This is a genomic window from Halonotius sp. F2-221B (genome assembly GCF_046719765.1).
Taxonomy (GTDB): Archaea; Halobacteriota; Halobacteria; order Halobacteriales; family Haloferacaceae; genus Halonotius.
Genome location: NZ_JABEBY010000011.1, coordinates 100,456 through 112,354, shown reverse-complemented (window position 1 = coordinate 112,354; position 11,899 = coordinate 100,456). Strand labels below are relative to the sequence as shown.

Here is an 11,899-nt window from a genome sequence, read left to right as displayed (position 1 = left end):
TGCTCAATCTCCTTTCGACGTGAGCGCTCCATTACTCCTCTATCAAGCTTAGCTAACAAAACTTTTCGTACTCATTAGATCAAGGGACTACCAGTATGTCGGCGAGGATGATGTAAATAAATTTTCCACCAGCTATCAGATCTGATATCTATGCTGGTGGTCAGCTCATCGGAGAAGCCACACAGAACCACCGAAACCGACATGCCGGCGAGGACAGCAGTCTCCAGACGAAACACTCCCGTTTTGCGTATCCATGGGACAGTAGCACACAGGAATCCGGGCGACACGCCACAGCGACGACTCGGCGTGCTCAGCGTTAATAAAAGTCGAACGGGGGAGCGAACCGCTTAGTCGTCGGCCGGGGTCGGGCCGCTGCCGCTCTCACCGGTCGCCTGGTTTTTCGTCCACGAGAGCTTGCCACCGGCGGCAAGGATCTCACGCTCGCGCTCGGAGGCGTGGAGCTCGGCGGTGAACTCCCAATCGCCGTTGACGCGGCAGGTGAACTCCTCGGAGCCGTCACGGACGCCGCCACCGATGTCGTCGACGACGATGATGTCGTCGCCCTGCTCGATCTTGGCGTAGGTTTCCTCGTCGATCGTCAGCGGGACGATCCCGAAATTAAACAGGTTCGCGCGGTGGATCCGGGCGAAGCTCTCGGCGAACACAGCCTCGATACCGAGATACATCGGACACAGCGCGGCGTGTTCCCGCGAGGAGCCTTGGCCGTAGTTCTCGCCGGCGACGAGGACGCCGCCGTCGGCCTCAAGGGCGCGGTCGGCGAAGGTGTCGTCGATACGGGAGAGGGTGAACTCCGAGAGCTTCTCGATGTTCGACCGGTACATCAGGATGTCCGCCGTCGCGGGGATGATGTGGTCGGTCGTGATGTTGTCGTCCATCTTGAGGATGGTCTCGCCGCCGACCGTCTCATCGAGAGCATCCTTCAGCGGCACGTCGCCGATGTTCGGCCCCTTGATGAGTTCGTCGTCGATCGACTCCTCCGGGCTGATGAGGTCGGCGTCGGAGCCGTCGTAGCTCTCCGGCAGTTCGATCCCCGGCGGTTCGAGGTCGCCGAGTTCGTCGGCAAGGTCGCGCGGATCGATGATCTCGCCTTTGATCGCCGCGGCGGTAGCGACCTCCGGCGAGCAGAGGTAGACGCTGTCGTCTTCGATCCCGGAGCGACCCTCGAAGTTGCGGTTGAAGGTACGCAGCGAGACGGAGTCGGACGCCGGCACGTGGCCGATCCCGATACAGGCACCACAGGTCGCCTCCGAGAAGTTGACGCCAGCAGCCATGAGTTCGGCCGTCCAGCCCTGACGGGCGAGGATCTCCGCGGACTGCTTCGAGGCGGGGGCGACAATCATCTCGGTGTGTTTGGCCACCTCGCGGCCTTTGAGCATCTTCGCGCCCGGCAGGATGTCCTCGTAGCTGCCGTTCGTACAGGAGCCGATCATGACCTGCTCGACGCGCTCGCCTTCAACCTCCCGGACGGGCACGACGTTATCGGGCATGCTCGGTGTGGCGATGAGCGGTTCGAGCTCGCCGAGGTCGATCGTGATCTCGTCGGCGTACTCGGCGTCGGCGTCGGGTTCGAGTTTCTCGAAGTCCTCGGGTCGACCAACGCGTTCGAGGTAGTCCTTCGTCTGCTCGTCGGTCGGGAAGATCGACGACGTGGCACCGAGCTCGGTGCCCATGTTGGTGATCGTCGTCCGCTCGGGCACCGTCAGCGACTCGACGCCGGGGCCGGTGTACTCGAAGACCTTGCCGACGCCACCCTTGACCGAGAGGCGGCGCAGCATCTCAAGGATGACATCCTTCGCGGAAGCCCACCCTTCGAGTTCGCCCTCAAGTCGGACGTTGACGACTTCCGGCATCTCGACGTAGTAGGGGCCGCCGCCCATGGCGACGGCGATGTCGAGGCCGCCCGCGCCGATAGCGAGTTGGCCCAGCCCGCCGGGGGTCGGCGTGTGGCTGTCGGAGCCCAGCAGCGTCTTGCCGGGGGCGGCAAAGTTCTCCTTGTGGACATTGTGGCAGATACCGTTGCCGGGACGGGAGAAATGCGCGCCGAAGGTGCCCGCGGCCGACCGGAGGAAGCGGTGGTCGTCGGTGTTTTTGAAGTCGAACTGGTAGGTCTGGTGGTCGCAGTACTGGGCGGCGAGCTCGGTCTGTACGTCTTCGAGCCCGAGGGCCTCGAACTGCAGCCAGACCATCGTGCCGGTCGTATCCTGCGTGAGGGTCTGGTCGATTTCGATACCGATCTCCTCACCGGGGGTGAGTTCCCCTTCGACGAGGTGATCGTCAAGGATTTTTTCTGTAAGTGTCTGTCCCATAACGTTCGCTCGTCGTGCCTACGCGGACATAAATCCCGCGTATGCTGTGAGAAACCCGATCCGAGCCGGTAGCAGGCTGCTACGGCGGGTTCGACCCACCAAGCCACGGGGCGACACGAGACAGGAGCCCACCGGCTCCGGTACTGTTTTCGGGATCGCCGGCGACCGCTCAGCCATGTTTGAATCCGGCGCGTTCGTCGGCCAGCAGCTAACACCCATCAACGACACACAGATCCAGCCCAACGGCGTCGATCTCACCGCCGCCGCGATCTACGAGCAGACCACGGCGGGCCGGATCAGCCGCGATGGGAAAACGATCGGCGACCGCCGGGAGATCGAGGCCGACGATGGCCTCTTCACCCTCGATCCAGGGGCCTACATCCTCCAGTACGCCGAAACCGTCCGGATTCCGGACAACCATATCGGCTTTATCTACCCGCGGTCGTCGCTGATGCGGAACTCCTGTATGCTACACACAGCAGTTTGGGACGCCGGTTACGAAGGCAAAGGCGAGGGGCTGCTGGAAGTCCACCACGAGATCGAGATCGAGGCCGGGGCTCGCGTCGGCCAACTCGTGTTCGCCGCGGCCGACCACGAGGACACCTACGACGGCGACTATCAGGGCGAACACATCGACACCGAGTAGCCTACCCATCGTTGGGGGACGGAAGCCGCTTCTGAAGCACGTAGACGGCACCGATCGCAAAGACGACACCACCGATCCCACCGACAATAAAACCGGGATCCTCACCCAACAACGCCACCCCGGCGATCACCGAGGCGAAAAAGACGATCCCCGCGACGATGGCGTACACCCGCTCAGTTCAAGCAACACCAGTGCTTTCAGGCCGGCTGCGAGCTGTTGGAGGAGACTCATACGGCGATACTTGATCGAATGCTATTCATTGTTGCTGTCGATCCTATCGGTTCCGCAGCCGGAGACTCGTCGTCGACATCCACAAGGAGCGCGTCGAGCAGTTACTCCTGATCCGCGATATCGATCGCCGTCAGATCGGTGTCGCCGACGGGGATCGCCTTGTCGAGTTCGGGGCCGACCATCGACATCTGGTAGACTGCGTCGGGATCGAACCGTTTGTGCGTGAACTTGAACACCGTATGTTCGAGCGCGCCATCAAGCGTTGGAAGGGTGCGGATGAGTCGGTGGCGGGTGCCGTGGTTGCGATCGAGGAGGTAAACCTCGATGTCGTCAGTCGGCACGAATACATCCTCGGGTTTCAGAACCACCTCGTAGGGGCGATTCGTGTGGCTGAAGACGAGCGTGTCGGCCAGCGCGTCGTTGCCGAACTGGACGATCTCGGGCGCGGCGGCCCAGCCGGGATCGAGCACGCGGTCGATCTCGCGGTAGTCGACGACGTTGCGGATCGTCGTCCGCTCGCGGATCTCTTGGAGATCCGGCACCGACTTGCTCTGGAAGGAGACGACGAGATCCTTGACAAGGCTCCGGAGCGATGCGTCGCTGGCCGCCGACTCTGTGGCCGGCTCGGTGGGCTCGGAGCGGATAACGTTGGGCGAGGTTTCGCGTCGTTCCATCGGTGTGTCGGCGCTGATGCCGTCCTATCTCTCCCTTCGTGGTGAACTCTCAAAACTGTTTCTTACAGTCAACTACGAGGTTGCGGCCGGCGCACACGAACCCACCGCTACGTGGTCGGCTGCACCGACACCTGTTGTGGCTCGTGGTGACCGATCGGGGGCTGTGGGCTACGCTGTGACGAGGTCGACACCGCTGATCTCGAAGCGCGCGCCACCGCCACGTCCGGTCGTGACCTCGATATCCCAGCCGTGGGCTGTGACGATATCCCGGACGATCGAGAGGCCGATCCCGGTGCCGTCGCTGTCGGTCGTATACCCGTGGTCAAATATCTCTTCGCGTTGCTCCGCTGAGATGCCGTCTCCGTCGTCCACGAGATAAAACCCCGTTCGCTCGCCGCTACCATCCGAATCAGCGTCCGCCTCGGCATCGCCGAGCAGGCCAACCTGGATGGTCACCGGTGGCTCGTTGTGATCGCCGGCGTTGCGATAGAGGTTTTCGAAGATCCGCAGCAGCCGATTTCGGTCGGCTGCAACCGTCGTGTCGTCTGGAACCCTCACGTCGAGTTCACAGCCGTCGACGGCGGCGTGTTCCCACGCCTCGCGGGCGACAGCCGCAAGCTCCACCGGCTCGGTGTCCTCAACGGTCTGGCCGGCTCGCGCCAGCATGAGCAGGTCGTCGACCATCTGATCCATCCGGTCGTGGGCCCGCTGGATGTGGGCCAGCGCGGTTTCGGCATCGTCGAGGTCAGCCGCCTCGCCGCTGATGGCGTCGGCGGCCACCTCCGCCCACCCATCGATCGTCGACAGCGGATTCCGGAGGTCGTGGCTCACGACACCCGCGAACTCGTCGAGCCGCTCGTTTTGGCGTTCGAGCGACGCTTTCTGGGCCTCCAGCTGCTGTTTTCGTTCGACCCGATCTGTTACGTCGTCGAAGGTGATCACCCGGCCGATGTCGTCGTCGGAGGGAACCGAGATCGGCGAGACGGTGATCGCATGCCAGCGGTCGCCGTTTCCATCCACCCGGACGGTTTCGCTGCTCGATTCGCCGGCCAGCAGCTCCTCGATCCGCGCTCGTGAGATGACGAACACGTCATCGACCTGGTGGCCGATGAGATCGTCGTCGGTCACGTCCAGCATCGTCGCCGCGGCGTGGTTGACATCGACGATCTCGCCGTCGGGGGTCGCTACCAGCATCCCGCTTTCCATGTTTTCGACGACGACCTCGCGGGCCAGCGGCGAGAGATCGAACAGCCGGTACTCCGAGACGGCGATGGTGAAGATGATCGCCCAGAGCGCGCCACCGACCGGCGTCCAGTCGAGGGTGGTGATATCCAGATTGTACGCGAGGTTTGCCCCCATAACGATCGCGGCCGACAGCAACACGCCTGCCGTCTGTTTTCGGACGAAGAGATTCGACTGGAACTCAAGAAACCGGCTGACGATCCACCACGTCCCGACCGCGACAAGGACGTAGCTGTAGCTCGCATGCAGGATGTACCACACGCCGGGGGTGAACTCCATGACGAACAGCCCATCGTCGGTCGCCGCAACGGTCGCACGGACGAGATCGGGGGCCGTCCACACCACCCCGATGGTCAACACCGGCACAACGAACAGCGGCCACAGTCGTTGTCGCCGAACCCACGCCGTGTGATCCGTGTAGACGGCCGCGAACACAAAGTAGCCGACCGCGCTGAACGCCGGCCCAACAAACCGGAGATTGTGCCACAGCAGCTCGGCGGGTATCGTGGTGGCACTGATCCGTAACAGCTCCGCCAGCGCCCACGCCGCAAGCGCGATCATAGAGACGACCAGACTGATCCGGTACCGCTCGTCGGATAGCTCATCGATAACATACCACGGCAGAAACACACAGACCGCGGCGAGAGCGAACGGGATCAGTACCGGTGTCAGTTCGTATGCCACGGGATTATCAACTCTCGAACAGCCCTAGGTCTTCTTGACCTGCAATAATTATTGCTGCCGCACTGTAGGCCGTCATCGACGGGTACGCGCTCCTCGTCGATGGGGTTCACTCGTTGTCGGTGGCTCACTCCTCGTGGGCGTTGCTTACTCCTCGTCGGCGAGATTGGCTTCGACCTTGTCGGCGTACTTTTCGAGGTCGGCCGCGATTGTCCGGGCCTGCTCAGGTGTCAGTCGAACCCGGTCGGCATGGGCTGGGAGGTGCTCCAGTTCAGCGTTGTCGAGTTCTAGCTCCAGTTTGACGTGATCGGGGTTCTTCCGCGGTGCGGTCACGTTGACGACGGCGTAGGCCGATTCGGTGAACTCGTGGGCCTCGGCTTCCCCCTCAAGCAGGTCGAGGGTGGTGTAGGCGTTGACTGACAGCAGTCGGTCGGACATAGCCCCCGATAGACGAGGCTGACTCTTGAGGCTTTGTTTAGAAAAAGCGCGGTGGGCGATAGCCTGGGCGGCTTAGTCGTCGGCCGGCGTCGCGTCGATGGAGTTACCCTCGCCGTCGGTCGGCGCGGGGGAGGCATCCATGTCGTCGTCTTCGGCGTAGGGGTACCACGTCATCTTCGTGTTGTGCATGTAGGGATCCTCGTAGCTGGTCTCCTCGGGCTCGATGAACGCCTCCAGTTCTTCCTCGTCGTGGCGGGCGATGAACTCACGGAAGGTCTCGCTGCCCTCACGGTTGTCCTCGAAGGTCGCCAGCAGGTTCTCGATCGCACCGGGCACCTCGTCGGCCGGGACGCGCTGGCCGACCCACTGGGCGAACTGTGGGTTCTCGCCGAGGCCACCGCCGAGGCCGATATCGAGGGCTTCGACCGGCTCGCCGTCCTTGCGGGTCTTCATCCCGCGCAGCGAGATGTCGGCGATCTGCGGCTGGGCACAGGAGGCCGTACAGCCCGACAGATGGATGTGGAAGTCCTCGACGCCCTCGGGGAGTTCGACGTTCTCCTTGAGCCACCGCGCGTAGCGCACCTGCCGGTTTTTCGTCTCGACAATCGAGAGCGAACAGAATTCTGTTCCTGTGCAGGCGACCGAGCCACGCATGAACGGATGGGGATCCGGCGAGTAGTCTTCGAGCAGTGGCTCGTCGAGCAGGTCGTCAAGATCGTCTTCCGGAACGTCAGTGATCATCACGTTCTGTCGTTGGCTGATGCGGACTTCGCCGGAGCCGTACTCGTTGGCGAGATCGGCGAGTTCGAGCGTGTCGTCGGCACCCATGCGGCCGACCAAGACGTTGAGCCCGACGTAGTAGTTGCCGTCGCGCTGTTCGTGGACGCCGATCAGGTCGCCGTGTTCCTCGCCGCCGGCGTTGTAGGTGTACTGATCGCGGATGTCCTCGCCGGCCGATTCGAGTTCGAAGTCGACGAAGTCCTCCTGGAGGACGCGGCGGAGCTTGTCGGTGCCCCACTCGTCGACGAGGAACTTGATCCGGGCGTTGTAGCGATCCTCGCGGTCGCCGTGTTCGCGGAACAGCGCGGAGATGCCGCCGGCCACGTCGGCCGCGTTTTCCGGGCGGACGAAGACATCGATATCGCGGGCGAGTCGGGGTTCGTTCCGTGAGAGGCCGCCGCCGACGCGGACGTTGAACCCACGGACTTCCTCGCCGTCGATTTCCTTGGAGGCTGGCTCAAGTGCGAGGTCGTTGATGTCACCCTGTCCCGAACCGTCCGGCGAGCCGGTGACCGACACCTTCCATTTGCGGGGGAGGTTGGCGTGATCCTCGTTGCCTTTGAACGTCTCGTTGAGCTCCTTGATGACGGGCCACGCATCGACGAACTCCGGGGCCTTGCCGGCCATCGGGTTGCCGACGATGTTGCGCCAGGAGTCACCACAGGCCTGCTGGGTTGAGAGGCCGTTGGCCTCGAGCTTTTCGAAGATCTCCGGCACGTCTTCCAGTTTGATCCAGTGGAGTTGGATCGATTGGCGGGTCGTCCAGTCGACGTAGCCGTCGCCGAACTCGGGGTTTGTCTCCGGACCGCGGGCGTACTCGTCGGCGATCTCGGCGACGACCTCGGTCTGGCCGGGTTTGAGCACGCCGTTTGGCGTCCCGATCCGCATCATGAAGTAGCTCTCTTGGCCGTTGCGCTGATGGTATAACCCCCACCATTTGAACCGCTCGAACCAGGCGTCGTGTTCGTCTTCCGGGATCGACTCCCAGCCCTGTTCGGCGAACGCCATGAGATGCTCTCGGATCTCATTGCCGTAGACCTCCGATTTCCAGTTCTCAACGTCGGTTGGCATATGCCCACCCAATAGCTCTACCTGTAAACCGTCCGCCCCCGCGTCAACCATCCCCGGTGGTTGCCTTCTCCGGTGGTTATTGCCGCTACTTGCACTGTCGGTTACCGATCGGCTCCAGCACGGCGTGTTCGCGGTCGTAGTTGCGGTATTCGCCGTTGTGGATGTAGCCGACCGGAAGTTTTCCGGGGACGCCGCTGGCCCCACACTCGATACACTGGCCGTAGGTCGTCACCGCCACATCACGGCCGTCGGCGGAGACCGCGGTGAACCCCTCGGCGATGAAGTCGACAAGCTCACAGGAACAAAACTCGGGGGCATGGAGCCGCCAGAGTTCGCTGACGCTGACGCGTCGCTGGTCGTTGACCGAGAGCCACGCGCCGTCATCGAGGATGCGAAGAGCAACGCTCACACAGCCTGTTGGGTCGCCGGCTACCTGTAGGAGTCGCCCGCTGCAATCGCTGACCGCACCGGTGACACCGTTTCGACACCACAATCTACTGTTGTCGTGTGGTTTTGGAATAAACACGGCGTCCGGTATAGCTGCAACACGATCCGGTATCACCGAGCGCGGGTCAGTGTTACGGGTTCGATGTGGGTTAAGACGGCTGGTGTCTTACGAGGCTATGATGACCGAAACGACGCAAACAGACGATGTATCAGTAGCCTCCCCCCGGCGACATATCGGGGCCACGGAGGGGAGCGATGCAAACTGAGGAAGCCGACCATCTCGCGGAGCTTTCTGACGGAGCCGGCTGTACCGAGATCTGGGAACACCTCTCCGAGCGGCGCGAGGCCGACGAGGCGGCCGCCGAGGACAGTGTCGACGAGGCCACACCCGACTCACGCGACGCCACCGCTCACCAGGACTGACACCCGTGCGGATGGAGCCTCGCTTTTACCTACGGTTTGTCGCGGCGGCTACCACCGTGCGCGGCACTTTTGTTCCGTGCGGCCGTGTGATCGGTAAATGACCACGGAGTACGGTTCAGACCGCGAGACACCGGTCGGCACCCCCGTCGTCCGCGCCGATCCGGAGATCACCGGCGACCGTGCCGAGGAGGCTGTCGATTTCGACCCCGACGATCCCGACAGCGTCGCCGAGGCCGCCGAGGTCGTCCACGACTTTGCGACCGGTGCTGTCGGCGGCAACGACCATGTGCTGATGCTCCGGGGGGCGGCGGCCTGTGCGGCCCTCGTTCGCGGACGCGGCTCCTACAAGGCTGCCGCCGAGGCCGCCGGCGACGGCGTGACCGTCTCGTTTATCCGCAAATGGGCGCGCGTTCACGACCTCCCGCAGTCGATCCGGCGGCACGTCGCCCGCGGGCATATCGCGCCGACAGCCGCCAAGCATATCGCTCGCGTGCCCGCGGAAGATCGGTATCTGTTGGCGTGGGCGAGTCTCGATGCCGAGTTGACGGTGCGGGATATCCGGTCGATCGCCAGCGCGATCAACGATGGGGCCGATACCGAGACCGCGCTCCGCGACCACGACATCACGCCCGGCGAGCTGACGGTGACGCTGCCGACCGAGGAGTATATCGAGCTGCGGCACCGTGCCTCGATGGACAACCGGCCGCCGGGGGATATCGTCGCCGACGCGCTGGCGGCCTACTTTGCCGACGAGTAGCCGAGGGCGTCGGCGTCAACGCTCGCTCCGCACCGATGTAAAAACCCTTATCACCGCCTGCCGGCAAGCAACAGTGAGGGCTGGTAGCTCAGTTAGGGAGAGCGTCTGGCTTTTAACCAGACGGTCGGGGGTTCAACTCCCTCCCAGCCCGTTTTGCTCCGAACACTATCGTGAGGAGCAACGCGGCTGTCGAAGGCGTTGAAGCAGGGAGTGAAGCGAACGCAGTGAGCGAAGCGACCGTGGTTCAACTCCCTCCCAGCCCGTTTTCCTGCGTCGTCGTGAACACCGTGAGCGACGGCTCGAAGCGGCTTGCCGCTTCGGCGACCAACGGGAGCAGTGAAAACGCTACCGAGGGAGTGAACCGTGGAAGTCGCAACCGTGAGCGAAGCGAACGGTTCGTCTTCCGGTGGTTCAACTCCCTCCCAGCCCGTTTTGCTCCGAACACTATCGTGAGGAGCAACGCGGCTGTCGAGGGCGTTGAAGCAGGGAGTGAAGCGAACGCAGTGAGCGGAACGACCGTGGTTCACGCGAACGCAGTGAGCGGAACGACCGTGGTTCACGCGAACGCAGTGAGCGTGAGCTTGTTGGATTCAGTTCCACAGTGTTCAACGCCTTTCCAGCCCGGTTTTCTGCGTCGCCCAGTCGATCGCCGACCACTGGGTTACGGTCGCTTAGTCGTCGGCCGCAGCCGATTCGACGGCGTCGACCGCGATGGTATCATCGTCGGCATCGGCCCGCGGGAAGTGGCCGATCGTCGCCTCCCGGAAGGCGTCCTCGTCGAACTCGTAGTCGCCCTCCAGCGACTCCAGTAGGGTGTGAGTATCCCGCATCGCGTTTTTCAGACAGGTCGACGCACCAGGCGAGGGCGTGATATTGAAGATGATGTCGTCGCCGACGATCTTCGCCTCACCCATATCCAGCGATTTGTTGGCGGTGTCGACGATCTGCGGGCGAATGCCGCCGTAGCCCTTTGCGCGCTCGATGTCCTCAAGCTCGACGCTCGGAACGACCTTCTGGACATGCGGGAGGAACTGCTTGCGGCCGATGACAGGCAGATCGTAGAGCAGATTTTCGAGGACAAAGGGAAAGAGAATCCGGTCGGCCATGATGTTGGCGTAGCTGAGGAACGCCTCGGGTGTGAAGCCGAAGACATCAAAGAAGTCCGGCACCGACGAGAGCCGACCGCGTTCGAGCCCGGGGACGACCTTCGCCGTTGGACCAAACCGGGTGATGGAGTCGTCGTGTACCTCCGCATCACCGTGAACGGCGGCGAAGGGGAGTTTCTTCATCTGAAGCGTGTAGACCTTGCCGTTCAATAGCTGGTCGTCGGCGATGAAGAAGCTCCCCGCGACCGGGAGCAGCGACATATCCTCGCCGTATCCGAGTTCCTTGGCGATCTGGAGGCTATGGGAGCCGGCGGCGACGACCGTCGCGTCGGCGTCGAAACGGCCCGCGTCGGTGGCGATGGTGTGGCCGTCCAGCGTCGGCGTGATGTCGGTAACCTCGGTGTCGGTGTAGATGTCGACGTTGGCTTCCTCGCGGGCCTGCTCGGCGAAGGATTTCGTCGTCTGGCCGTAGTCGACAACGTAGCCGTCAGGCGTCTGGAGGGCGAGCAGATCGGTGTCTGGATCGCGGCCCTCGACGACCTTTGGCTCGATATCGGCGATCTCCTCGCGCTCGATGGGCTGGAGTTTCGGGAACAGCTCGCCGAACCCCTCCTCGTGGTAGCGGGATTCCAGCTTGGGAACCTCCTCGTCGCCGACCGCCAGCACCATCTTGCTGCGTTTCGAGTGCATCTCGCGGTCGGGGTCGTGGTGTTCGAGATAGCCCGCCAGCAGCTCCGCGCCCTCCTTGACCTCCTCGGCTTTTTCCAGCGTGTAGTTGGTCTCGATGTCGCCGAAATGCAGCGTCTGGGAGTTGTTGGTGTGATGGGAGTTGATCGCGCCGAGTTCGGGCTCTTTCTCGATCAGTGCGATTGAGTCGATATCGGTGAACGTCGCGGTCGTGTACAGCAGCGACGCGCCGCTGATGCCGCCGCCAACGATCACGAGGTCGTATTTGCCGGACATGGGTGGATCTACCGCCGCTACGTCGGCTGTCGTGCTCCGCACTGATAACTCATATTTTTTGGAGTCGACTATTCGACAACTGACGAACAATGCATCGACAATCCGACGATCAC

At 62.9% G+C, this 11,899-nt stretch carries 11 protein-coding genes and 1 tRNA gene; 4 read left to right on the top strand and 8 right to left on the bottom strand.

What is annotated here, in order from left to right; translation table 11 throughout:
• Positions 1-347 precede the first annotated feature (347 nt).
• Complete coding sequence (locus HKK80_RS09760; RefSeq protein WP_411799407.1) at positions 348-2,327, bottom strand: aconitate hydratase; 1,980 nt, start codon at positions 2,325-2,327, stop codon at positions 348-350.
• A 175-nt stretch (positions 2,328-2,502) separates the two neighbouring features.
• On the opposite strand from HKK80_RS09760, the gene HKK80_RS09755 reads away from it, so the two are divergent.
• A complete protein-coding gene (locus tag HKK80_RS09755; RefSeq protein WP_411799406.1) occupies positions 2,503-2,973 on the top strand; it encodes a deoxyuridine 5'-triphosphate nucleotidohydrolase in 471 nt (156 codons plus the stop codon).
• A 1-nt stretch (position 2,974) separates the two neighbouring features.
• Here the strand turns inward: HKK80_RS09755 and HKK80_RS09750 are convergent, their stop codons facing one another.
• The 6 genes from HKK80_RS09750 to HKK80_RS09725 all read right to left on the bottom strand — a co-directional run bounded on the left by HKK80_RS09750 (position 2,975) and on the right by HKK80_RS09725 (position 8,499).
• A complete protein-coding gene (locus tag HKK80_RS09750; RefSeq protein ID WP_411799405.1) occupies positions 2,975-3,142 on the bottom strand; it encodes a hypothetical protein in 168 nt (55 codons plus the stop codon).
• A gap of 163 nt (positions 3,143-3,305) precedes the next feature.
• Positions 3,306-3,878: a hypothetical protein gene (locus HKK80_RS09745; RefSeq protein ID WP_411799404.1), complete on the bottom strand. Its 573-nt coding sequence runs from the start codon at positions 3,876-3,878 to the stop codon at positions 3,306-3,308.
• Between the two features lie 168 nt (positions 3,879-4,046).
• Positions 4,047-5,804, bottom strand: a complete 1,758-nt coding sequence (locus tag HKK80_RS09740; RefSeq protein ID WP_411799403.1) for a histidine kinase N-terminal 7TM domain-containing protein — start codon at positions 5,802-5,804, stop codon at positions 4,047-4,049.
• Positions 5,805-5,948: 144 nt separating this feature from the next.
• A complete protein-coding gene (locus HKK80_RS09735) occupies positions 5,949-6,239 on the bottom strand; it encodes a DUF6360 family protein (RefSeq protein WP_411799402.1) in 291 nt (96 codons plus the stop codon).
• 72 nt (positions 6,240-6,311) lie between these two features.
• Complete coding sequence (locus HKK80_RS09730; RefSeq protein WP_411799401.1) at positions 6,312-8,090, bottom strand: nitrite/sulfite reductase; 1,779 nt, start codon at positions 8,088-8,090, stop codon at positions 6,312-6,314.
• A gap of 85 nt (positions 8,091-8,175) precedes the next feature.
• A complete protein-coding gene (locus HKK80_RS09725) occupies positions 8,176-8,499 on the bottom strand; it encodes a hypothetical protein (RefSeq protein WP_411799400.1) in 324 nt (107 codons plus the stop codon).
• A gap of 293 nt (positions 8,500-8,792) precedes the next feature.
• Between HKK80_RS09725 and HKK80_RS09720 the strand changes: the two genes are divergently transcribed.
• The 3 genes from HKK80_RS09720 (at position 8,793) to HKK80_RS09710 (ending at position 9,868) form a co-directional block, all read left to right on the top strand.
• Positions 8,793-8,960, top strand: a complete 168-nt coding sequence (locus HKK80_RS09720) for a hypothetical protein (RefSeq protein WP_411799399.1) — start codon at positions 8,793-8,795, stop codon at positions 8,958-8,960.
• Positions 8,961-9,057: 97 nt separating this feature from the next.
• On the top strand, positions 9,058-9,717 hold the full coding sequence (locus HKK80_RS09715; RefSeq protein WP_411799398.1) for a hypothetical protein: 660 nt from the start codon (positions 9,058-9,060) through the stop codon (positions 9,715-9,717).
• A 77-nt stretch (positions 9,718-9,794) separates the two neighbouring features.
• Positions 9,795-9,868: transfer RNA gene (locus HKK80_RS09710), tRNA-Lys, on the top strand.
• A gap of 520 nt (positions 9,869-10,388) precedes the next feature.
• On the opposite strand, the gene HKK80_RS09705 is transcribed toward HKK80_RS09710, so the two are convergent.
• Positions 10,389-11,786 carry an FAD-dependent oxidoreductase gene (locus HKK80_RS09705; protein WP_411799397.1) on the bottom strand — a complete coding sequence of 466 codons (1,398 nt, stop codon included), beginning with the start codon at positions 11,784-11,786 and terminating at the stop codon, positions 10,389-10,391.
• Positions 11,787-11,899 lie beyond the last annotated feature (113 nt).